Here is a 21,792-nt window from a genome sequence, read left to right on the forward strand (position 1 = left end):
TAGAAACCAGAGGCCATCACATGCAATTTGTGCCCAGCTGGTTACGCAGCTACCAGCGGTCCTGGCTCTCGGGGGATCTGGTGGCAGGTGTCATCGTCACGGTGATGCTCATCCCGCAAAGCCTGGCCTACGCACTGTTGGCGGGGCTGCCTCCTGAAGTCGGCCTGTATGCCAGCATCCTGCCCATCGTGGCCTATGCGCTGCTGGGGTCGAGCATGACACTGGCGGTGGGCCCTGTAGCCGTGGCCTCGCTCATGACGGCCAGTGCCCTTCAGCCGCTGGCAGCAGCAGGTTCTGCAGACTATGTGGGGCTGGCCATGCTGCTGTCCCTTTTGTCGGGTGGGATGTTGCTGCTGTTCGGCCTGTTGCGGTTGGGGTTTCTTGCGCACTTTTTGAGCCATCCGGTCATCAGCGGTTTTATCTCGGGTTCGGCCGTGCTGATTGCGGTGGGCCAGCTCAAGCACCTGATGGGGGTGAAAGCAGGGGGCGGCAACGTCCTGGACATGGTGTTGCAGCTGGTGCGTGCGCTGCCCCATACCAACGGCGTGACTCTGGGCATCGGCGCTGGAAGCGTTCTTTTCCTGCTGCTTGCGCGCAAGTATCTGGCTGCCGGGCTGGTCCGCGCCGGCGTGGGTTCCAAGCTGGCAGACCTGGCATCCAAGCTTGCGCCCATGCTGGCAGTTGTGGTCACCACGGCGCTGGTGGCTGCGCTGCGCTGGGACGAATCCGCCGGTGTCAGCATCGTGGGGGCCGTGCCGCAAGGGCTGCCGGTGCTGGCGATTCCGTCGGTGACAGCCTCGGCGGTCGGCCAGTTGTGGTTGCCTGCGCTGCTTATCTCCCTGGTGGGGTTTGTCGAGAGTGTGTCGGTGGCGCAGTCGCTGGCACTCAAGCGCCAGCAGCGCATACAGCCCAACCGGGAGCTGCTGGGCCTGGGGGCCGCCAACGTGGCCAGCGCCTTGTCGGGTGGTTTCCCGGTCACCGGCGGTTTTGCGCGCTCGGTGGTCAATTTTTCGGCGGGAGCCCATACGCCGCTGGCGGGTATGGTGTCTGCCTTGCTCATGGCGGTGGTCATTGCTGCGCTCACAGGCCTGTTCCACTATCTACCCCATACGGTGTTGGCCGCCACCATCATCGTGGCCGTGGTGTCGCTGATCGATGTGCAGACCTTGCGCGAAGCCTGGCACTACGACAAGGCTGACGCCTTGTCGCTGCTGGCCACGGCTGGCGGCGTGATGGCCTGGGGTGTAGAGGTGGGCATCCTCATGGGAGTGGGCTTGTCACTGGGCACGCTGGTCTGGCGCAGCAGCCATCCACATATTGCAGTGGTGGGGCGTGTGCCCGGCACAGAGCATTTCCGTAACATCGCACGCCACCATGTCACTACAGAGTCCGGCCTGATTGCGGTGCGTGTGGACGAGAGCCTGTACTTTGCCAATGCTGAGGTTCTGCAGGACACCATCGAGGGCCTGGTCGCCTCCCAGGCTGGCACCCGTCACGTGCTCCTGGTGTGCTCAGCAGTCAACCAGATCGACGCCACGGCGCTCGGGGTGCTGAGCGACCTGGACAACAGCCTGGCACAGCGGGGCATGGCGCTGCTGCTCTCCGAAGTCAAAGGCCCCGTGCTGGACCGTCTGCAAAACACCGCTTTGGGCCAGCGGCTGCAGGGGCGGGTGTTCTTGAGTACACACCAAGCCTTTGAGTTTGCGCGCCAAAAGACTGCCGCCCCAAGTCCCGGCAAAGCCATGGCCGTTACGCTTTCGGCTTGACGGGCCAAGGCTGCTCGACCGGGCGTGTCAGCGCTTGCTCGTGCTGTAACGCAGCGTGCCGAGCGCGATGGCAAAACCGGGCTCGGCGGCCTTGGCATCCTCGTCGCCGACCTGGGTCATGATGATCACCGTGGTCCCGTCCAGTGCGGCCTTGAAGAAGCGCGCTTCATGCGGCAAGTTCTGTCCCAGCAAGCTGACCACAAAACGCTGCGAGATCCCCTGGTTGTCTTTGCCCGCCACCTGGCGGGTAATGGGGGTGGCAGTCACTGGCCCCATGCGGGCTTGTTGTGCGGTGTTGGCCTTTGCGGCGTCGGCGCGATTGCGGGCTGCGGTAGCCGCAAACTTCTCAATGTCCTGGCCCGAAAAAAAGGGACTGAACATCAAGGTCACGACCGCCTCGTTCGGCCCCTCCAGATCAATGCTGCGCATGCGGGTTGTGTCCTGCGCGACCACGTCTTCCGTTACTTTCCAGCCTGCAGGGTGGTCAAAGCTCACACCGTCCTTGCTGTAGGTGGCGGGCGGTGCAGCATGTGCGGGGCGCAAAGCAGCCGGGACAAGTGACGCCAGGATGGCCAGACACAATGCCAGACGAAAAGCCTTGGCGCGGAGAAGAAGAGGGATGGGATGCATGGCAGGGAGGATGGGGACGGGATGGAAAAATTTTCTCATGGGTGCGAGGCGCGTTCTTGCACTTCAGCAGCATCGTTTGTGTATTTGTAATTTTACATAATATACATCGTATAAATTCACGGAAGTATCCAAACAGCCCCAAGCTTCCCTATGAAGGCCCACCGCCGCACCACACAGAAAGCGCCATGAACATGGGCACCACGTCTTTGATTCGGGACATGGGAATGAATGCAGGCCTGCTGTGTTTTCTGGCGGCGCTGTACAGCATTGTCCTGACGGGTGCTCGCCATTCTGATCTGCGGGTTCGGACAGTGCGGCAGAGCTGGCTGCCGTGGATCACGGGGCTCATGTTTGGCGTTACCGGCATCCTGACCATGCTGGTGCCGCTGCGTTTTGGCGAAGGCGTGATGGTGGACGCCCGGTTGGTGATGACGGGCCTGGCTGGTGCCTACCTGTCGCCTTTGGGCGCGGTGCTGTGCGCTGCTGTGCTGGGCGCGTACCGGCTCTATCTCGGTGGCATTGGCAGCGGCCCGGCCATGGTGGGCATTGTTTTGACTGCGGGCATCGGGTGGCTGTGGCAGCACTACCGGCCTTACTTTTCCTCGCAGCGCTTTGGTGCCTTGACCGACGGTTTCTGGTTGATCGGGCTGGGAGCCAGTCTGGCAGCGGGCGGCATGCTGGCCATACAGACCCTGCCGCCGGAGATCGCACGGGCAGTCACAGCGCAGTCCTGGATGGCGGTGGTGGTTATCTACCCCATTGGGACGGTTTTGCTGGGATTTCTTCTGGACAACACCCAAAAGCTCAACCAGCGTGAAGAGGCCCTGGAGCAGACCGCTGAAACCCTGAAGACCATGCTGGCCGAAGCACGCCAGGCCGCGAGCGTGTTCGTCAACAGCAAGGACGCAATTGCCATCGTGCGGCCGGACGGCACCGTGCTGGATGTCAACCCAACCTACAGCAACGTGCTGGGCTATGCGCGCGAAGAGCTGATTGGTCAATCATCCGCCGTGCTGCGCGTTGATGAAGGGGGCGAAGCCACATTCCTGCGCCGCGTAGCGCAGGCCATCGAGCGGGACGGTCGATGGCATGGCGAGCTGGTCCGGCGCCGCAAGAATGGCGAAGCTTTTGTCTCGGAAGTCACCGTCGAAGGCATCAAGGACCCGGACGGGGTTGTGCGCAAATGGGTGTCTGTGGGCAAGGACGTGACCGAACAGCGCCGCCTGGAGCAGGCCCTGCAGCAGTTTGGCAACTACGACGCCCTCACCGGCCTTTCCAGCCGCCGCCTGTTCGCCAAGGAACTCAACGCGGCCCTCCATAAGCGCACCGAAGCCGCCAGCTTCCTCGTGCTGTGTCTGCTCGACATCGACCAGTTCAAGGACCTCAACGAGCAATGGGGTCAGCCGCTGGCCGACCAGTTCCTCCGGGTGTTTGCGCAGCGCCTCAGGGCCGAGGCGGGCCCGGGCAACCTCATTGGTCGCATCGGTGGCGACGAATTTGCCGTGGCACTGAAAGACTGCGCGCACTCCGAAGCCGCATTGCAGCGCCTGGAGGGGTTGCGCCAGGCGCTTGCGCGGACGGCCGTGCTGGACAACGTGCAGCTGCGCCTGACCTGCAGCGCCGGGGTCACGTTTTACCCCGACGACATGGCCGACGCAGACGGCTTGCTGCGCCACGCGGGCCTGGCACTGTATGTGGCCAAGGAACAGGGCAAGGACCGGATCGCGGTGTTCGACATCCAGCAGGGCCAGAGGGTGCAAGCGCGCAGGCACACGGCCAAGCTGGTCGAAGACGCCCTGCTGCAAGGAGAGATGGAGCTGTTCTTTCAGCCCAAGGTCCGGATTTCCGATGGACAGATCCTGGGGGCGGAGTGCTTGATCCGGTGGCGCCACCCCGAACGCGGGATGCTGGCGCCCGGCGCCTTCATGGATGACATTGTGGGCACGCCCGCTGCGGGCAGGCTGGACTACTGGGTGCTGAACGCGGCTTTCGAGGCTGGCCACGCCCTTGCCACCCAGGGCTGCCCGCTGTCGCTGAGCATCAACGTGGCGGTCTCCACGTTGATCGACCGCCGCTTCCAGCAGGAAGTCGCCCTGCTGCTCAAGCAGTACCCTTCCCTGCCCCAGCCATTTCTGGAGGTCGAGTTGCTGGAAACCGAAACCTTCAACGACCTCTCGGCCGTGGCCTATGTCATCCAGGGGCTGGATGAGCTGGGCGTGCAATGCTCCATCGATGACTTCGGCACCGGCTACTCGTCGCTCACCTACCTGCAACGCCTGCCTGCGCAGATTGTGAAGATCGACCAGTCCTTCGTGCGCGACATGCTCGACGACGAGCGCGACCGCACCCTGGTGCGCGGCATTGTGGGCCTGGCCCATGCGTTCAATCGCCATGTGGTGGCCGAAGGTGTGGAAACCCCCGCCCATGCCGAAGCCTTGCGCGACCTGGGGTGCGACGGCCTTCAGGGCTACGGCATTGCCCGGCCCATGCCGCTGCCGGATCTGATCCACTGGATACAGGAGTGGCGCCCGCCGCCCGCCTGGGTGGGGGCCCGGCAACCGGTGCGCTGACGGCCTCGGGGCTTCGCAAAACTGGCCTGCCCCGGCGCAGGCAGCGCTGTGGGGGCACCAGTGACTTCTGTCGCCACCCTCTTCTCCTCTCCAAGCCGCTACCATCCACGCCCATGAATCCTTCCCACCCCGCTCCCTCGACCCCGTCTTCCGTTCACTTTGGCCACCAGGGCCGCGTTTGTATCGTCACCGGCGGTGCGCAAGGCATTGGCGAAGCCTGCGTGCGCCGCTTTGCCGCCGAAGGCGCCAGGCCGGTCATCGTGGATGTGGACGATGCGCGCGGCCAGGCCCTGGCTGAGGAGCTGGGCGCGCTGTATGTGCGCTGTGACGTGGGCGACAAGGCGCAGGTGGATGCGCTGGTGGCCCAGGTGCTGGCAGCCCATGGGCGCATCGATGTGCTGGTGAACAACGCGGGTATCTTCCGCGCGGCAGACTTTCTGGAGGTGACCGAGGCGGACTTTGACGCCGTGCTGCGGGTCAACCTCAAGGGCTCGTTCATGGTGGGCCAGGCCGTGGCGCGCGCCATGGTGGCAACGGGTGGCGGCGCCATCGTCAACATGAGTTCGGTGAATGGTGTGCTGGCCATTCCCAACATCGCCAGCTACAACGTGAGCAAAGGCGGCGTAAACCAGCTCACGCGCGTGATGGCGTTGGCGCTGGCCGACAAGAACATCCGCGTGAACGCCGTGGCCCCCGGCACTATCGCCACCGAGCTGGCCGCCAAGGCGGTGCTGACCAGTGACGAAGCCAAACACAAGATCATGAGCCGCACGCCCATGAAGCGGCTGGGCGAGCCCTCGGAGATTGCCGATGTGGTGGCCTGGCTGGCGAGCGATGCGGCCAGCTATGTGACTGGCGAGATCGTGACCGTGGATGGCGGGCGCATGACGCTGAACTACACCGTGCCTGTGTAATGCGGCGCTATTTTATTGATAGCTTAAAAGGCAATACCATCAGGCGGTAGGGCCGGTTTTTATTCATATTTCAAGCCTGGACCACGCGCCGCAGCAGCCCCGACATGCTGCGCGGCCACCCCACCCGGCCGAACCAGGCGCCGCCCGCAATGGCCCAGGCGTTGATCAGCCCGTAGAGCACCAGCGCCCCGGCCTGCGCGGCAAACACCGCCTGCAGCCCGCCGCCCCAGCGCAGGGCCAGCCAGCCCCCGGCCACCGCTACGGCCAGCCGCGCGATGTTGCCGATCACCGGCCACATCAGGCGCCCTGCCCCTTGCGAGGCAAAGTACAGCACCAGGCCCAGGCCAAAAAAGCCATACACCGGGCCGACGGTGCGCAGATAGAGAGCGCCGGATTCGAGCATGGCAGGGTCGCTGTTGAACAGCCGCAGCCAGGTGGCCGGATAGGCGGCGGCCCACAGCCCGATGGCTTCGGCCATGGCAAAGGCCATGGTGGCGCCGATCCAGGTGGCGCGCAAGGCGCGTTCGCGCTGGCCTGCGCCAATGCAGGTGCCGACCATGGCGACCAGGGGAGCACCCAGCCCAAACACCAGCGGTACCAGCAGGTATTCAAGCCGCGACGCTGTGCCATAGCCCGCAATGGCCGCCGTGCCAAAGCCGCCCACCAGCGCCGTTGTCACGCCAATTGCCAGGTTGGTGGCCACGGTGGAGACGGTGCCCACCAGGCCCACACGCAAAATGTCCTTGAACAGCGTCCAACGAAAACGGATGTGCGCCAGCGACGGCCGCAGCAGGCTGCGTGGTGACCAGAGGTACGCCGCCAGCACGGCGCTGCCCACCGCGTAGTACGCCATCAGCGCAATCGCTCCGCCTGCAATGCCCAAGCCCGGCAGCGGCCCCCAGCCAAAGATGAGCAGGGGCGACAGCGGCACCAGCACGACCGCCCCCAGCACCGTCACATACGCAGGCACGGCCATGTTGCCCGTGCCGCGAATCACGGCCGAGAGGGTGTTGAACAGCCAAACCAGCACCGCGCCTGCAAACACCCAGTTGGAGTAGACCAGCGCGGCCTCCAGCGCCCCGCCCGTGCCGCCCATGTGGGTGTATAGCCAGCGCCCTCCTCCCACCACGCCCACGGTGAAGACCAGCGCAAACACCGCCGCAATCGCCAGCGCGTGCAGCACCAGTGCATCGGCATCCTCCCGCCGCCGTGCGCCCAGGGCGCGGGCGATGGCTGAGGCAATGCCGCCGCCCATGGCCCCGGCTGAGGTCATCTGCATCAGCATGACCACCGGAAACACCAGCGCCATGCCCGCCAGCGCGTCGGTGCCCAGCTGGCCCACAAAATAGGTTTCGATCAGGCCCACGCCCGCCTGGGCCAGCATGACCAGCACATTGGGCATGGCCAGGCGCAGCAAGGTGGGGGCGATGGGCGCCTCCAGCAGCATGCGCGTGCGCGGGTCCAGCGCCGGGGTTGCCGCTGCGGTGCTCATGAAGCCGCCCCAGCCACTGCGGTGGCTGCGGTTGCCGTGCCGGGCCGCCGTGGCACCACGATGCGCACGGTGGACAGCTGCAGCACATCGCCATGCTGGTTGCGAGTTTCGCTGAGCACCGTGACCATGCCCCGATCGGGTTTGGATTTGGAGGGCTGGATGTCCATGACCTCACTCACCACGTGCAGCACATCGGTGGCGCGGGTGGGACGGGGCCAGCTGATCTCGGCCCCGGCGCCGATGATGCCGCCCGCAATCGGCAGGCCCGTGGTCACCTGCAGCCGCATGGTGATGGCCGCCGTGTGCCAGCCGCTGGCAGCCAGCCCGCCGAACAGCGTGGCACGGCCTGCGGCATCGTCCAGGTGGAAGGGCTGAGGGTCGAACTGGGCGGCAAATGCCTTGATCTGGGCCTCGTCCATCGCGTGTTCACCGCTGGTGTAGCGGTCGCCCACGGCCATGTTGTCGAGGTACAGCGGGGAGTGCTTTTCGGGCAATGCGGCGGCTGCCGCCAGGGTGGAAGTCATGGCAGGTTGCTTTCGATGTCGAAGAAAAATGCGGGGTGGGATCAGGCCGCAGCGGGGGCCGCCCGGCGCGGTGGCAGCGGCGATTCACGGATGGGGAGGTTGACCAGCGCAGCCCCGGCGGCCAACGCGATGTCGATGTACCAGACCCAGTCGTAGCTGCCCGTGGCCTGGAAGACGCTGCCGCCCAGGTAGGCACCCAGAAAACCACCGATCTGGTGCGACAACATCACGATGCCAAACAGCATCGCCATGTTGGCCGTGCCAAACATCTTGGCGACCAGTCCGGCCGTGGGTGGCACCGTGGACAGGAACGTGATGCCCATGACGGCAGCAAAGATCAGCACCACGGCGGGTGTCTTGGGGGCGAACAGGAAGATCAGCACTGCCAGCCCACGCACCGCATACAGCAGCGACAACAAGGACTTCATGCGCCACCGCCCCACCGCCCAGCCCATGGCCAGGCTGCCCACAATGTTGAACAGCCCAATCACGGCCAGCGCCCAGCCGCCCACCTCGGGGGCCAGCCCGCAGGCCGCAATCACGCCCGGCAGATGGGTGGCCAGAAACGCCACGTGGAAGCCGCACACCAGAAAGCCCAGGGCCAGGTAGCGGTAGCTCGGGGTGGCCAGCGCCTGGGCGATGGCCTCGCGTGCAGTCAGCGCCTTCTGGCCCGATGCGGCGGCGGCCTGTGCTGCCAACGCGTTGGAGTTGCCCTTGAGCACCCACACCGCAGGCAGTGCCAGCAGCACCAGCACGCCCAGCCACTGCATGGCGTTGGCCCAGCCCACGGCGGCCGTCAGGCTGATGGCAATGGGCGCCATCACGAACTGCCCGAATGAGCCGCCCGCATTGACGATGCCGCTGGCCAGGCCCCGCTTGTGCGCAGGTACCAGGCGCGCCGTGGCCGCCATCAGCACCGAAGGGCCCGCCATGCCTGCCCCACCTGCTGCCAGCACGCCAATCGCAAAAATCAGCCCGGCAGTGGTGGTCATGTAGGGGGTGATGAACGTACCCAGCGCCACCAGCAACACGCCCAGCAGGATGACGCGGCCGGTGCCGATGCGGTCGGCCACCGCGCCCGCAAATGGCTGGGTCAGGCCCCACCACAGCTGGCCAAAGGCAAACGCCAGGCTGATGCTGCCAATGCCCAGCGCGGTGGAGGTGTTCAATGCCGAGAGGAACAGGCCCATGGTCTGGCGCGTGCCCATGGTCATCGCAAAAGTGCCTGCGGCCGCCAGCAGCACCAGCCACAAAGCGATGGAGGGTGCCGCCGACTGGGGCTTGTTGGGCAGGGTGTCAGTCGCCATGGCCAGCCTCCTGGTTGGGTAGCGCGGCCAGCAGGGCTAGCGAATCGTCCACTAGCGCATGCAGCGCCACCACGCGGTCCGCGCCCAGGGCGTCGTTCAGGGCCAGCTGTGCGGCTTTCCAGTGGCGCTGGGCTTCGGCACGTTTGTCGCGGCCTGCGTCGGTGATGTGGACCAGGCGACTGCGCGCGTCGGTGCCCGCCTCCAGCGTCACCCAGCCCGCATCCACCAGCGGGCGCAGGTTGCGGGTGAGCGTGGAGGCGTCCATCTTCATCTCGGCCGCCAGATCGCCAGGGCGGATCGGGCCGAGCTTGAGCACATGGGACAACAGCGAATACTGCGTGGTCTTGAGCCCACACCGGGCCATTTCCACGTCGTAATGGTTGGCTACGCGGCGCATGAGCTGGCGCAGCTTGAAGTTGGTGCAGCCCTGCGGCAACCCCGTGGCAACGGGGGGCGCAACGGGCGCAAGGGCAGTGGTGTCGGCTTGCATGGATTTGATTGTATCTGCAATAATTGCATATGCAAGTCATCAGTTTCAACCACGGCAACGACCAGGACACCCCATGACCCAACACAACCACCTCGAACACTGGCTGGCGCAGGAGCGCGACATCCTCGCCACGCTGGATGCAGGCCCCGGCCCGGGCGTGGCCACGCGGGAGCAGATCGCCCACCTGAACGGGCTGCAGCAGATGCAGGCCATGCTGCGCGGCGAGTTGCCCTATGCAGCCATTGCCAAGACGCTGGACTTTCTGATCGTGGAAGTGGGCGACGGCACAGCCATCTTCCAGGGCACGCCCCGCGCAGAGCACCTGAACCCCATGGGCACGGTGCACGGCGGCTGGTTTGCCACCCTGCTCGACTCGGCCCTGGGCTGCGCGGTGCACACCCGCATGGAGCCCGGGCGCGGCTACACAACGGCCGAGCTGGGCATCAACCTGGTCAAGGCCATCACGCCCAAGGTGCAGCGCGTGCGCGCCGAAGGCCGCGTGATCCACAGCGGACGCCAGCTGGCCACGGCCGAGGCGCGCCTGGTGGGGCCGGACGGCACGCTGTACGCCCACGCCACCACCACCTGCCTGGTTTTCGACTTGCCTGCACAATCGAAGGGATGAAATTCCTCCACACGATGCTGCGCGTTGGCAACCTTCAACGCTCGATTGATTTCTACACCAACGTTCTGGGCATGCAGCTGCTGCGCCAGTCCGAGAACCCCGAGTACAAATACTCCCTGGCCTTTCTGGGCTTCGAAGGCGGCAACCCCGGCCAGGCCGAGATCGAGCTGACCTACAACTGGGGCGTGGAAAGCTACGAGATGGGCACGGCCTACGGCCACATCGCCCTGGGTGTGCCCGATGCGTATGCAGCGTGCGAAAAGATCAAGGCCTCGGGCGGCAACGTGACGCGCGAAGCCGGCCCTGTCAAAGGCGGCACCACGGTGATCGCGTTTGTGACCGACCCTGACGGCTACAAGATCGAACTGATCCAGCGCGCCGAGGGCGTGGGCGGCCAGGGCCTGCGTTGAGGATGGTTACTATCAAAAATGTAGCTGCTTTGGCATGATGGACGCGCGCAAAAGGCATTTTTGACCATAAAAAAACCCGGCCAGGCCGGGTTTTTTTATGGAGTGCAGAGTGCCGCAATCACTGCGCGCCCAGGGCCACTTCCACACGGCGGGCTTCGGCGTTGCTGCCGCTGGCCGTGGTTTCTTCGGGCTTCTTCAGCTCGATCTTGTCTTCGGCCACGCCCAGGGCCTTGAGGGCATCGCGCACGGCAAAGGCGCGCTGCTTGGCCAGCTCGGCGTTCAGGGCGGCATCGCCCGTGGCGTCGTGAAAGCCCGAGACCACGGCCTTCTTGCCTTCGGCCACGCCCTTGACCACATCGGCCAGGGCGTCGTTGGCGCCTGCAGCCAGGTCGGCCTTGGCAGTGGCAAAGTAGAACTTCACCACACCGTTTTCGACGCGCACGCTGGCTTCGTCAGCCACTGCAACCACGGCTGCAGCAGCTGGCGCGCTGTTTGCAACTGCGGTAGCGGCAGGCTTGGCCGTGCCCGAAGCGCCGACGCGTTTCACCACCACGGTGCCCACCACCGCCGAGATCACCAGCGCAATCAGCGCAAACAGGAAACCAAGGGCAAAACGTTGTTGGCTATCGTCGTCAGAGCTAGACATTGAAAATCCCCAGAGTGATGGTGAAAAGAAGAGAAAACGCGCAGTGCCAACGCCCAACGCCATGATGTTGGTGCCGCCCGGCATGCTGAACAAAGCTTTCGATTGTAGAGTGCTCCCATGACGAATTTCCCTGCGCCCCTTCGCGATCCGGCCCCCATGCTGGAGCGCGCCCTGTATGAATGGGGCGGCCACCAGGACCTGTGGATCTTTGGCTACGGCTCGCTCATCTGGCGCCCGGATTTTGACTACGCCGAGCGCCGCCCTGCCAAGGTGCATGGCTGGCACCGGGCCCTGAAGATGTGGAGCCGCATCAACCGCGGCACGCCAGAATGCCCGGGCCTGGTGTTTGGCATGCTCTCGGGCGGCAGCTGCCGGGGCATGGTGTTCCGGGTGGACAAGGCGCACGCCCGGCAGGTCATGATCAACCTGTGGCAGCGCGAAATGCCCACCGGCGTGTATGACCCTCGCTGGCTGGCCTGCCAGACGCCCCATGGCTCGGTGAGTGCACTGGCCTTCACCCTCTCCCGCAAAAGCCCCAACCACACGGGCGAGCTGCCCGACCACGAGTACCGCCGCATTTTTGACGAAGCCTGCGGCCGCTATGGCACCACGCGGGACTACGCCCAGGCCACCTACGACGAGCTGCGGCGGCACGGCATCCACGACCGGGCACTGGCCCGATTGATTGCGCTGGTCCATAAAGAGGCATAGTGCACACTTTTGCTGGACGCGCGTGCTGCGGTTGGCGAGACTGTGCCTTGGGGCCGGGTTCAATACCGCGTTCTTTTACTTTTCCGCAGGAGTTGGAACCATGAAGAAGATTCGTTTTGCATATGCCCTTTCGACCATTGCTGTGCTTGCCATGGCAGGTTGCGCAGCCTATTCCTCGGGCCCCAGTGCCACCGCCAAGCTGGAACCCACGCGCGGCAACACGGCGACAGGCACGGTTTCCTTTGTGCAGTCGGGCGACGTGGTGAAGGTGTCGGGCTCCATCAGCGGCCTCAAGCCGAATGCCGAGCACGGCTTTCATGTGCATGAAAAGGGCGACTGCAGCAGCGGCGATGGCATGAGCACGGGCGGCCACTTCAACCCCGGCGGCAAGGCCCACGGCCACCACGGCATGGGCGACCACCACACGGGCGACCTGCCCAGCCTGAAGGCCGATGCCAACGGCGTGGCCACGTTCAATTTCGAATCGCGCACGGTCCGCGTGGGCAGCACGGCCAATGACATCGTAGGCAAGGGCCTGATCGTCCACCGCGACCCCGACGACTACAAGACCCAGCCCACCGGCAATGCCGGGCCCCGCCTGGCCTGTGCGGTCATCGCTGCCAAATAAACCGCTGGCCTTGTGCCCGGCGGCAGCCTCTGGCCCCGGCACCGCAACACTGGCTCCAAGCCGCTGCCCACCGCAGCGGCTTTTTTTCGCGCCATAGCTTCACAAACGGTCAGCGCACACGGTGGCTCAAACGTTGCTCTCGGTACAGGAGGAAACCATGAGAACAAGCCGACTGATGGGAATTGCCATTTGCGCTGTTGTGATGTCGGCAGCCCAAGCCCAAGTGCATCGCTGCACCAACGCAGCAGGCCAAAGCATCTACACCGATGCGCCGTGCGCTGAAGGGCACACCAGCAAACTGATCGAGCGCCAAAAAAGCGCGGCAGAGATTGCCCAGGACCGCGCCAACGCAGACGCCGCGACCGACAGAAAGTACCGGGCACAAGCTGCCGAGCGCGTCCAGCAAGACGCACCGCTCCCCTCCCCCCGCCAAACCAGCGCCCAGACACCCCTTGCCGCCACTCCGGCCTGCAAAAATGCGCAGAAAGAAGTGGAGTTCGTCTCCAGCATTCGAACCCTGCCGCCCGATGAAAAGCGCGTGCGCACCAATGCCGCCATTACCAATGTGAACGCCGCCTGTGGCACCAACACACCGCTCATGCAAGAGCCGCCCAAGGTGATCGTGAAAGCCAACCCGGTCATTACCCACTGCGACAGCGGGTTCTGCTATGACGATGCTGGTGCCGTTTACAAAAAGACCAATGCAGACGCTATCACCGCGGCCGACGGTCGCATGTGTACCAAGTCTGCGGGCAAATCCACCGCAAGCTGGCACTGCTCCTGAGTCCGCGACGCAGACCGACAGGGCCCGCTGAATCGCACCCCGCCGGGGCCGCATTGAACACATCAGCCGAGGACTTCTTCGGCTGATATGCGCTCCAGATCAGCGACCGCCAGCGTCTCGGTGCACCTGAGTTTTCGCCAACAACGCCTCGGCCCGTTGCAGCGCCTGCACGGTGTCAATGTCCGACACCACACCCTCGTCCTGCACCGGCACAGCCAGCCCACGCCCCAACTGCTCCCAGTGCCGGACCACCGGCGCGGCACCCTTCTCGCCAGACAAGGCCAGCAAACCCTCCAGGCAATCCCGCCCAAACGCCACTGGGTGCCCCCGCTCTCCCGCAAACTCCGGCCATGCCACCATGGCCCTCTGGTCCAGCAGCACCTGCGCCATGGCCCGCAACGTGGCGGGCTGCACCAGCGGCAAATCGCCCGGTAACACCAGCCAGCCCGCAGCGCTCACTGTTTGCCGCACAGCGGCTGCAATCGAATCGCCCATACCGGGGTGTCCGGCATCCTCCAGATGCCAGGGCAAGCCACTGGCGCGCACGGCATCCAGCGTGTGCAGCAGCACAGGTTTGCCCGCCAACAAGGCCTGCAGTTTGTGAACGCTGCCGCCTGATGCTTTGAAACGCTCGCCGCGACCCGAGGCGAGGATGAGGACGGTGGGTGGGGTGAGAGGGAGAGGCATGGAGTGGATGAGGGAATGCTTGATTTGGAGGCAAGTCAGATCATGGCATCGCTGCGCAGCAACGGCTGGACCGTGACCGGCAAGCTCGGTCGCGACCAGTCCGACATCTTTGCTCCTGGAGGGCAGCTGCACCACTTGCAGGATGCGATTGTCAAAACCATGAAAGAGGCGATGACGCGGGTACCTGCGAAATAAGGTGTTATCGAAATTAGAGGCGATTGCTAGAGAAAAATAGGTATCGCTTACGAATCTGCGGGCTGTGGCTCGGACTTTTACTCGACCACCATTGGCAGGCAGTTTTTGACCCGAAGCGGTCTGTTTGACAAGCAATAGGGTTCGGCGATTGGCTGCCCTTCGGTTAAAGTCCTCGCCCGCCGGGTGATTTTTGCCCGTATCGCGCACTTCGCAACCCAAGGGGCATTGGCTCCCCGGTGCGGGGCTTGAAAAAAATCTGCTACTTGGGGTGGTACGTCGGCTTATGTGGCCGTGCAAACCACAACTCGCTGAGCCAGGAAAAATATGCTGTTAACCGATATAACCGTCGAGCACTCTTTGGTGTCCAAAAAAGATGGCGTTCGTCAGACTTTCTTGTTGCATCCTTTTACCGATACGCAGCGAGATTCACTGGGAAAATTCGAGCTCGTTCGCGACGTCAGCCAGCCCGGACTCAAAGACGTGAAACGCTCCACTTTTGTATCGTTTCACCAACTGACGGAGCTGTATGCAAAGGGCCTGCTCGAGGAATTCGGGTTTTCCGTTCGCATGTGTCCGGGTAAAGGCACCTACCCTGCCAAGCTTCCAGCTAAAAAGATACTGCCCACCAGCATCAAGCCAGGCTCTTCGTTCGATCTGGCGGTGCAAAAGGTGGATATTTCCAAACCGGCCACGCGCGAATTAAAAACGGCCTTGCTTCGCACCAACGTCAAAATTTAAAAGTACCGACGCTGACTGATATGGGAGCCACTGTGAGTCCACCCACTGCGCATGCTGAACTGATTGCCACATTCAAGCGGGCCGAGGCAGATGCCGATCATAAGTTCGGGCTGATCAAAGCTGCAGCAAATAAAGGCCCCAAGGCAATCCAAGCCGCCACCGAAACAGCTGCAAAGGCTGCAAAACGCAGGGACTCGTATGCTCAAAAGCTGGGCATTCTTGGGGTGGATCTCAAAGATTGAGCGCTGCCAAGCATACGGCGTGACACCAGCCATTGGCGATGGCCTATAACCGTCCCTCATCGTCAAAATATTCGCTGCAATCTAAAAAAATAATCGGTTGTGCATCAATTAGCTCGATGTCCACACGCAGCACCGAAAGCGTTTTCTGTTTTCAGATCGCTAAGGTGTGGAGATAGATGAGATACCGCTTTCGGCCAGGAGTTGCCGGTGGCGAGGTTACCAAGCGGTCACTCATGGGAACCTTACAGCACCTCACCCTGCAACTCTGGCGGTATCAGCGAAGCGTGGCTGCGATATATGGGATATAGCAAGTGCGCCCCGAGACTGGCAGCCACTTCGGCATATGCACGGTGAATTTTTGCGACTTCATTTGAGGGCTCGAGAGATACTGATTCGGCAAGGAGTTCTTCAAGTTGTGTCTCAAACGCTGAGCAAACAGCCAGGATGCGGCTGGCGAGCCCGGTGTTAGTCAATAGATTCGAAGGGGCCTCAGAACTGCGCTTCATTTGAACCGGCTCCGTTGATCGACCATCTGGCAGGAGCTTGAGTGTTACGACATCGCCCTCCTTAACGTTCACAACGGGCCAATCGATGTGCACAGACTCTGTTTTATGGGTCTCAATGCCAACGAGGCGCAGAACATTCTGTGCATCAGGCTCGGAATAACGCACTTCGATGTTCAAGTGCGCGCTGAGGAATCCCCTAGTATCCAGACCAGCAGTGCAAACGGGCTGGTCATTGAGCAACGCCTGAATACGCATGATTCGATAGCTGTAGTGGAAGCTGGCCTACTGTACTGGATCGACTGGTTGATGCGAATTGGTAGACCGCTTGGGCTGGCCGTGATCGGCTGGTGTTGGCCGATAGTACGCGTTCGATGGCTAAGTCTGGATGACGGCAATCGCTGCATTGCAGCAACCTCACCACCACATTCACTACCGCTTGAACAAGGCCCAAAGCTGGTCGCCAAACACCGCCACAGCAACTCCCCGCAGGCCGAACTGGCGCGACCGAATGAGCCATAAAAAAACGCCGGGCTTTTTCAAACCCGGCGCTTTTATTCCAACAAGCCATATCAAGCCAGCTTGAACGGCAACTCCCTAGGCGTCTTCCCCGTCAAGCGCGCCACCGCATTCGCAAACGCAGGCGCCAGCGGCGGCAACCCGGGTTCACCCATCCCCGTGGGTGGCTCCGCACTGGGCACGATGTGCACAGCCACCTGAGGCATGTCGGTGATGCGGGGCACGGCGAAGTCGCCGAAGTTGCTTTGCTCCACCACGCCGTCCTTCAAGGTGATGGCAGCACCGGGCAGGCACATCGACAGGCCCATCAGCGCCCCACCCTGCACCTGTGCTTCCACGCTTTTCGGGTTGACCACCAGGTTGCAATGCACGCCTGCGGTGATGCTGTGCAGCTTAGGCGTGCCGTCTTTGACCGACGCCTCGACCACGTAGGCCACGACCGACTGGAACGACTCGTGCACCGCCACGCCCCAGGCGCGGCCGGGGGCGAGCTTCTTTTTGCCGTAGCCCGATTGCGCCACGGCCAGCTGCAGCGCCGCCTTGTGGCGCGGGTGCTTGTCGCCCATCAGGGCCAGGCGGTAGGCCACGGGGTCTTGCTTCGTGGTGCGGGCCACTTCGTCGATCAGGGTCTCCATGGCATAGGCCGTGTGGGTGGAGCCCACGCTGCGCCACCACAGCACGGGCACATTCACATCGGGGTGGTGCACCGACAGCTTCATGGGCACGTCATAGGGCTCCTTCATGCCCTCGATGGCCGTGGCGTCGATGCCGTTCTTGACCATGAAGGCCTCGAACGGCGAGCCCTTGACGATGGACTGGCCGACGATGGTGTGGTCCCACGCCAGGATTTTGCCCTGCGCGTCAAACCCGATCTCGGCGCGGTGCACGTGCATAGGGCGGTAGTAGCCGCCCTTGATGTCGTCCTCGCGGCTCCACAGGGTGCGCACCGGGGCGGTGATGCCCGCAGTGCGCGCGGCCTTGGCCACGCCGCAGGCCTCCACCACGTAGTCGCTGGTGGGGATGGCGCGGCGGCCAAAGCCGCCACCGGCCATCTGGGTGTTGACCTTGACGTTCTGCGGCTGCAGGCCCAGGGTTTTGGCGGCGGCCATGGCGTCCAGGCCGGGCATCTGCGTGCCCATCCAGAGTTCGGCCTTGTCTCCGTCCAGCTTCACGGTGCAGTTGAGCGGCTCCATGGGTGCATGCGCCAGGTACGGGAAGACGAACTCGGCGCTGATCTTGTGTGCCGCGCCGGCCAGCGGCGCCATGTCGGCCTGCATGGCCACATTGCCCGGCTTGGCAGCCAGTTCGCGGTACTGTGTCAGCAGTTGGGCGGTGTCGGGTTTGGCGACTGCGCTGGTGTCCCATTCCACCTTCAGCGCGTCGCGGCCCTGTTTGGCGGGCCAGTAGCCGTCGGCGATGATGGCCACGCCCTCGCCGCCCCGGTCGGTGGGTACGCGCAGCACAGCCTTCACGCCCTTGATGGCTTTGGCAGCGCTGTCGTCCAGCGACTTCACCTTGCCGCCAAACACGGGCGGGCGGGCCACCACGGCCGTGAGCATGCCGGGCAGGCGCACGTCGATGCCGTAGTCCTGCTGGCCGCTCGACTTGGCCTTGGCATCGAGCCGCCCGGTGGGCTTGCCGATGATGCGGAACTGCTTGGGGTCCTTGAGCGCGACCTTTTCAGGCACGGGCTGCTTCATGGCGGCTTCGGCCAGTTGGCCGTAGCCCAGCTTCTTGCCGCCGGGGCCGACCACAAAGCCGTTGCTGGTGCGCAGGGCCGACGCGTCCACACTCCACTGCGCAGCGGCAGCCCCGACCAGCATGGCCCGGGTGCGCGCGCCCAGTTCGCGGTATTGGGTGTACGAGTTCTTGATGGAGTTGGAGCCCCCCGTGAGGTGCATGCCAAACGCCGGGTCGGCATAGGCCGGGTTAGCGTCGCCGTGCACGCTGCGCACTTTGCTCCAGTCGGCATCCAGCTCCTCGGCCAGGATCATGGGCAGGCCGGTCTGCACGCCCTGGCCAAAGTCCAGGCGGTTGATGGTGACGGTGACGGTGCCATCGGCATCGATGCGCACAAAGGCCGAGGGCTGCTCATGCGGCTTGAGGCCCGCAGGAGCCGCGGCGCCTGCGCCTTGTGCGGTGGCCACCAAGGGGAACGCCCCTAGCGCAAAGCCCGAGGCCGCAGTCACCTTCAGAAAGGTGCGGCGCGCCACACCGTCGGTTGCGTCCGATGCTATTGAATCAGTAGCTGCTTGCGCCTTATCCATCAGCGAAAGCAGGTTTTTTGGCATGTGGCTGCGTGCGGCTGCCACGGCAGAAGGGTCGAAATGCATGGTGTTCTCCTTCGGTCGGTGGTGTCGGTCAGGCCAGCGCCTTGGCGGCGTCGTGGATGGCCGCGCGAATGCGCACATAGGTGCCACAGCGGCATACGTTGCCCGCCATGGCGGCGTCGATGTCGGCGTCGGTGGGCTTCTTCTTGCCCTTGAGCAGCGCGGTGGCGCTCATGATCTGGCCGCTTTGGCAATAGCCGCACTGCGCCACGTCGTGCTTGACCCAGGCCGCGTGCACGGCCTTGCCCACCTTGTCGCTGGCCGTGACGGCCTCAATGGTGGTGATCTTCTGCCCTGCGGCCGCCGAGATCGGCGTGATGCACGAGCGGATGGGCGCTCCGTTCAGGTGCACCGTGCAGGCGCCGCACAAGGCCTGGCCGCAGCCAAACTTGGTACCGGTCATGCCCAGCGTGTCACGCAGGGCCCAGAGGATGGGCGTGGATTCGTCGGCATCGACGGGGGTGTCTTTGCCGTTGACGTTCAAAGTAGGCATCGTGGGACTCCTTGGGGTGAAGGACAGCGCTCAAAAGCACAGCGCAAGCAGGTACGGCGTTGGGGTGGTTGTTCGCCGGGTTGTTGTTTTAGAGAATATTTATTCGATTAAAACCGAAATCGAGAATTCGTGCTGGCCCGGGCTTCTCAGGCCTTGATGGCGTCCCAGCACAGCCCAAAGGCCATCTGGTGCACGGCCTCTTCATCGGGCAGCACCTGGGTGCGGATCAGGTTGCCCGTCTCGCGCACCGAGCCCACCAGGCTGGCCGTGAGCAGGGGTATGGGCACCGCCTTCAAGATTTCCTGCTGCTGGCCCTCTTCCATCAACGCAAAAAAGCCCGCCATCAGCCGGGTCGAAAACTCGCGGTTGCCCTCGGTGAACCAGGGCGAGTTGTAGTACTGTTCCTGGAACACCACCTCGGCATACTGGTCCAATCGGTGGCGCAGCAGGTTGCCCCAGATGCGCCGCACCCGTCCCCGGTAAGGCGTGCCGGGCACCACACCTTCCATGATGCGGGCGGCGGTCACGGTCTTGGCGTCCTGGTAGAGCTGGCTGATGAGTTCGTCCTTGGACGGGTAGTACACATACAGCGTGCTCGTGGCCAGCCCTGCGTTGCGGGCGATTTCGGCCATGGTCAGGCCACTCAGCCCTGTCTGGGCCACCAGCTCGAAGGTGGCCTGGGCTATGGCGCGCTGTTTTTCGTCGTCTTTGGGTTTCATCGCTGCGCCAATATAAGCGAATAAGCATTCGACAACAACCACGCCTTTCATGGAGCAGCTTGCCGCGCGACCGGGCTGCAAATCCCGGGGTGCACAATCGTGGCCATGACCACGAACTCCATCGCCGACCTCCGCAAAAGCTACGAGCGCGCCGAACTCAACGAAGACGCCTCGCACGCAGACCCCCTGCAGCAGTTTGACCAGTGGCTCAAAGAAGCCATTAGCGCCGAAGTGCCCGAGCCCAACGCCATGACGCTGGCCACCGTGGGCAGCGACCTGCGCCCCAGCACCCGCATCGTGCTCATCAAAGGCTATGACGAGCGCGGCATTGTCTGGTTTACCAATTACGACAGCCGCAAGGGCCGCCAACTGGCGGGCAACCCTTTTGCCGCCCTTCAGTTCCACTGGGTGGAGCTGGAACGGGTGGTGCGCATCGAAGGCACGGTGGAGAAGGTGAGCGACGAAGAAAGCGACGAATACTTCCAAAGCCGCCCGCTCGACTCCCGCATTGGCGCCTGGGCCAGCCCGCAAAGCCAGGTGATTTCAGGCCGGGGTGTGCTGGTGGCCAACGCGGCCAAGTACGGCGCGCAGTTTATGCTCAAGCCACCCCGCCCGCCGCACTGGGGCGGCTACCGCCTCAAGCCCGATCTGTGGGAGTTCTGGCAGGGGCGCAAGAGCCGGTTGCATGACCGGCTGCGCTACCGGCTGGACGGGGGCGAGTGGGTGCGAGAGCGGCTGGCGCCCTGAGTCCAGGCTCGGTGCTCAACCCACCACCTACCGCGTCACCGCCAATATCACCACCGGCATCGTCACCAGCCCCAGCGCGGTAGACACGGCCACGCTGGCCGTCACCTCTTCCTCTGCCACGCGGTAGCGCTGCGAGAACAGGAACACGTTGGCCCCCACGGGCAGCGATGCCGCGACGATCTTCACCGCCAGCGGCAGGCCCGACAGGCCCAGCGCCCAGCCCAGGGCGGCCAGCACCAGTGGGTGCGCCACACATTTGACGAGCGCAATGCGCAGCGCGGCCTTGAACTGGTGGCCGACCTTGGTGAACGCCAGCGTCACCCCCACCAGCAGCAGCGCAATCGGCCCCAGGGCCTGGCCCAGCAGCTGCAGGGGTTTGCCCACCACCTCGGGTACCACTAGGCCGGTCTGCGCAAACAGCAGGCCCGCAATGATGGGCAGTGGCACCGGGTGCACGATGCCGTTGCGCATCGCCTGCAGCACGGTGCGCCATAGGGGTTGCTGGGTGCCGCCCGCCTGCCCCGCGTGTTCGCGCGCGGCGGCCAGCTCGAACACCACCGTGGCGGCGGTGAGCAGGATGAGCGAGTGCACCGAGATCAACGTGAACAGCGTGACCAGCCCTGCATCGCCAAACACCAGGCCCACCAGGGGCACACCGATCATCAGCGTGTTGCTGAAGGTGTTGGCCAGCGCCCGCGCAGCGCCCAGGGTGTTGAAGCCCTGCAGTGCCAGCGTGGCTGCATACACCACACCAAAAGCCACAAAGTAGATGCCCACGGGGCCAAAGTTCAGGTCCTGAATGTGCACCGTGCTCATGGTGCGAAACAGCAGCGCGGGCGTGAGCACCATGAACACCAGGTTGGCCAGGTCCTTGACCGACGCTGCACGGATCCAGCCGCGCCGTCCCACATAAAAACCGATGGCGATGAACAGGATGACGGGGATCAGCGAGGTGAAAACGGGCGAGTTCAAGGCGGTAGCCGACGTGCGAACGCGGCAAGAAGGGGCAAGTTGGAGGGGGCAAAGAGCCAGTAGCAGGGCCCTATTGTGGCTTGGGCGGCGGCCTCACGCGCGTCTCTGCACTATGAATTCAATAGCTACTAGCGCTTGCGCAGAAGGCGA

25 protein-coding genes are annotated in these 21,792 nt (G+C 63.9%); 13 read left to right on the forward strand and 12 right to left on the reverse strand.

Features of this window, described 5'->3' with window-relative positions; translation table 11 throughout:
• Window positions 1–20 precede the first annotated feature (20 nt).
• A complete protein-coding gene (locus tag AvAM_RS01730) occupies window positions 21–1,766 on the forward strand; it encodes a SulP family inorganic anion transporter (RefSeq protein WP_137745449.1) in 1,746 nt (581 codons plus the stop codon).
• Window positions 1,767–1,793: 27 nt separating this feature from the next.
• Here AvAM_RS01730 and AvAM_RS01735 read toward each other — a convergent pair whose 3' ends face one another.
• Entirely contained in the window at window positions 1,794–2,195 is a 402-nt protein-coding gene (locus AvAM_RS01735; protein WP_137745450.1) for a hypothetical protein, read from the reverse strand.
• A gap of 386 nt (window positions 2,196–2,581) precedes the next feature.
• Between AvAM_RS01735 and AvAM_RS01740 the strand changes: the two genes are divergently transcribed.
• Together AvAM_RS01740 and AvAM_RS01745 are read left to right on the forward strand one after the other, a co-directional pair.
• Entirely contained in the window at window positions 2,582–4,966 is a 2,385-nt protein-coding gene (locus AvAM_RS01740; protein ID WP_171012108.1) for an EAL domain-containing protein, read from the forward strand.
• A gap of 113 nt (window positions 4,967–5,079) precedes the next feature.
• A complete protein-coding gene (locus AvAM_RS01745) occupies window positions 5,080–5,880 on the forward strand; it encodes an SDR family NAD(P)-dependent oxidoreductase (RefSeq protein ID WP_137745452.1) in 801 nt (266 codons plus the stop codon).
• 70 nt (window positions 5,881–5,950) lie between these two features.
• Here the strand turns inward: AvAM_RS01745 and AvAM_RS01750 are convergent, their stop codons facing one another.
• From AvAM_RS01750 to AvAM_RS01765, 4 genes are read right to left on the reverse strand one after another with little or no spacing between them, the layout of a single operon-like run.
• The gene (locus AvAM_RS01750) at window positions 5,951–7,372 is read right to left on the reverse strand and encodes an MATE family efflux transporter (RefSeq protein WP_137745453.1); all 1,422 of its coding nucleotides are present in this window, start codon (window positions 7,370–7,372) and stop codon (window positions 5,951–5,953) included.
• Window positions 7,369–7,896 carry a MaoC family dehydratase gene (locus AvAM_RS01755; RefSeq protein ID WP_137745454.1) on the reverse strand — a complete coding sequence of 176 codons (528 nt, stop codon included), beginning with the start codon at window positions 7,894–7,896 and terminating at the stop codon, window positions 7,369–7,371. The genes AvAM_RS01750 and AvAM_RS01755 overlap by 4 nt, the downstream gene beginning before the upstream one ends.
• A 41-nt stretch (window positions 7,897–7,937) precedes the next feature.
• Complete coding sequence (locus tag AvAM_RS01760) at window positions 7,938–9,203, reverse strand: MFS transporter (protein ID WP_137745455.1); 1,266 nt, start codon at window positions 9,201–9,203, stop codon at window positions 7,938–7,940.
• Window positions 9,193–9,693: a MarR family winged helix-turn-helix transcriptional regulator gene (locus AvAM_RS01765; protein ID WP_137745456.1), complete on the reverse strand. Its 501-nt coding sequence runs from the start codon at window positions 9,691–9,693 to the stop codon at window positions 9,193–9,195. The genes AvAM_RS01760 and AvAM_RS01765 overlap by 11 nt, the downstream gene beginning before the upstream one ends.
• A gap of 73 nt (window positions 9,694–9,766) precedes the next feature.
• On the opposite strand from AvAM_RS01765, the gene AvAM_RS01770 reads away from it, so the two are divergent.
• Together AvAM_RS01770 and gloA are read left to right on the forward strand one after the other, a co-directional pair.
• Window positions 9,767–10,318 carry a PaaI family thioesterase gene (locus AvAM_RS01770; RefSeq protein ID WP_108618672.1) on the forward strand — a complete coding sequence of 184 codons (552 nt, stop codon included), beginning with the start codon at window positions 9,767–9,769 and terminating at the stop codon, window positions 10,316–10,318.
• Window positions 10,315–10,728 (forward strand): lactoylglutathione lyase, encoded by a 414-nt coding sequence (gene gloA, locus AvAM_RS01775; RefSeq protein WP_137745457.1) that lies wholly within the window; start codon window positions 10,315–10,317, stop codon window positions 10,726–10,728. The genes AvAM_RS01770 and gloA overlap by 4 nt, the downstream gene beginning before the upstream one ends.
• A 118-nt stretch (window positions 10,729–10,846) precedes the next feature.
• On the opposite strand, the gene AvAM_RS01780 is transcribed toward gloA, so the two are convergent.
• Window positions 10,847–11,374: an OmpA family protein gene (locus AvAM_RS01780; protein ID WP_137745458.1), complete on the reverse strand. Its 528-nt coding sequence runs from the start codon at window positions 11,372–11,374 to the stop codon at window positions 10,847–10,849.
• 117 nt (window positions 11,375–11,491) lie between these two features.
• Between AvAM_RS01780 and AvAM_RS01785 the strand changes: the two genes are divergently transcribed.
• The 3 genes from AvAM_RS01785 to AvAM_RS01795 all read left to right on the forward strand — a co-directional run bounded on the left by AvAM_RS01785 (window position 11,492) and on the right by AvAM_RS01795 (window position 13,497).
• Window positions 11,492–12,085 (forward strand): gamma-glutamylcyclotransferase, encoded by a 594-nt coding sequence (locus tag AvAM_RS01785; protein ID WP_137745459.1) that lies wholly within the window; start codon window positions 11,492–11,494, stop codon window positions 12,083–12,085.
• 100 nt (window positions 12,086–12,185) lie between these two features.
• Entirely contained in the window at window positions 12,186–12,713 is a 528-nt protein-coding gene (locus tag AvAM_RS01790; protein WP_137745460.1) for a superoxide dismutase family protein, read from the forward strand.
• Window positions 12,714–12,834: 121 nt separating this feature from the next.
• Window positions 12,835–13,497 (forward strand): DUF4124 domain-containing protein, encoded by a 663-nt coding sequence (locus AvAM_RS01795; RefSeq protein WP_249367870.1) that lies wholly within the window; start codon window positions 12,835–12,837, stop codon window positions 13,495–13,497.
• 99 nt (window positions 13,498–13,596) lie between these two features.
• On the opposite strand, the gene AvAM_RS01800 is transcribed toward AvAM_RS01795, so the two are convergent.
• Window positions 13,597–14,184 (reverse strand): NTP transferase domain-containing protein, encoded by a 588-nt coding sequence (locus AvAM_RS01800; protein WP_137745461.1) that lies wholly within the window; start codon window positions 14,182–14,184, stop codon window positions 13,597–13,599.
• A gap of 15 nt (window positions 14,185–14,199) precedes the next feature.
• Between AvAM_RS01800 and AvAM_RS01805 the strand changes: the two genes are divergently transcribed.
• The 3 genes from AvAM_RS01805 to AvAM_RS01815 all read left to right on the forward strand — a co-directional run bounded on the left by AvAM_RS01805 (window position 14,200) and on the right by AvAM_RS01815 (window position 15,359).
• Window positions 14,200–14,379, forward strand: a complete 180-nt coding sequence (locus tag AvAM_RS01805) for a hypothetical protein (RefSeq protein ID WP_137745462.1) — start codon at window positions 14,200–14,202, stop codon at window positions 14,377–14,379.
• A gap of 324 nt (window positions 14,380–14,703) precedes the next feature.
• Entirely contained in the window at window positions 14,704–15,117 is a 414-nt protein-coding gene (locus AvAM_RS01810) for a hypothetical protein (protein ID WP_137745463.1), read from the forward strand.
• 32 nt (window positions 15,118–15,149) lie between these two features.
• Window positions 15,150–15,359 carry a hypothetical protein gene (locus AvAM_RS01815; protein ID WP_137745464.1) on the forward strand — a complete coding sequence of 70 codons (210 nt, stop codon included), beginning with the start codon at window positions 15,150–15,152 and terminating at the stop codon, window positions 15,357–15,359.
• A 242-nt stretch (window positions 15,360–15,601) separates the two neighbouring features.
• Here AvAM_RS01815 and AvAM_RS01820 read toward each other — a convergent pair whose 3' ends face one another.
• Window positions 15,602–16,042 (reverse strand): hypothetical protein, encoded by a 441-nt coding sequence (locus AvAM_RS01820; RefSeq protein ID WP_137745465.1) that lies wholly within the window; start codon window positions 16,040–16,042, stop codon window positions 15,602–15,604.
• A gap of 208 nt (window positions 16,043–16,250) precedes the next feature.
• Here AvAM_RS01820 and AvAM_RS01825 point away from each other — a divergent pair, with 208 nt between their 5' ends.
• Window positions 16,251–16,448 carry a hypothetical protein gene (locus AvAM_RS01825; protein WP_137745466.1) on the forward strand — a complete coding sequence of 66 codons (198 nt, stop codon included), beginning with the start codon at window positions 16,251–16,253 and terminating at the stop codon, window positions 16,446–16,448.
• Here AvAM_RS01825 and AvAM_RS01830 read toward each other — a convergent pair.
• From AvAM_RS01830 to AvAM_RS01840, 3 genes are all read right to left on the reverse strand, one after another.
• Window positions 16,435–18,714 carry a xanthine dehydrogenase family protein molybdopterin-binding subunit gene (locus tag AvAM_RS01830; protein WP_137745467.1) on the reverse strand — a complete coding sequence of 760 codons (2,280 nt, stop codon included), beginning with the start codon at window positions 18,712–18,714 and terminating at the stop codon, window positions 16,435–16,437. The two genes, AvAM_RS01825 and AvAM_RS01830, sit on opposite strands and share 14 nt — an antisense overlap.
• A 28-nt stretch (window positions 18,715–18,742) precedes the next feature.
• Window positions 18,743–19,204, reverse strand: a complete 462-nt coding sequence (locus AvAM_RS01835; protein WP_137745468.1) for a (2Fe-2S)-binding protein — start codon at window positions 19,202–19,204, stop codon at window positions 18,743–18,745.
• 146 nt (window positions 19,205–19,350) lie between these two features.
• Window positions 19,351–19,923: a TetR/AcrR family transcriptional regulator gene (locus AvAM_RS01840; RefSeq protein WP_137745469.1), complete on the reverse strand. Its 573-nt coding sequence runs from the start codon at window positions 19,921–19,923 to the stop codon at window positions 19,351–19,353.
• Between the two features lie 105 nt (window positions 19,924–20,028).
• Here AvAM_RS01840 and pdxH point away from each other — a divergent pair, with 105 nt between their 5' ends.
• Window positions 20,029–20,670 carry a pyridoxamine 5'-phosphate oxidase gene (gene pdxH, locus AvAM_RS01845; protein WP_137745470.1) on the forward strand — a complete coding sequence of 214 codons (642 nt, stop codon included), beginning with the start codon at window positions 20,029–20,031 and terminating at the stop codon, window positions 20,668–20,670.
• Window positions 20,671–20,697: 27 nt separating this feature from the next.
• Here the strand turns inward: pdxH and AvAM_RS01850 are convergent, their stop codons facing one another.
• Window positions 20,698–21,642, reverse strand: coding sequence for an AEC family transporter (locus AvAM_RS01850; RefSeq protein ID WP_137745471.1), 945 nt, complete (start codon window positions 21,640–21,642; stop codon window positions 20,698–20,700).
• Window positions 21,643–21,792 lie beyond the last annotated feature (150 nt).

Origin of the sequence: Acidovorax sp. NB1 (assembly GCF_005405905.1) — a bacterium.
Taxonomy (GTDB): Bacteria; Pseudomonadota; Gammaproteobacteria; order Burkholderiales; family Burkholderiaceae_C; genus Acidovorax.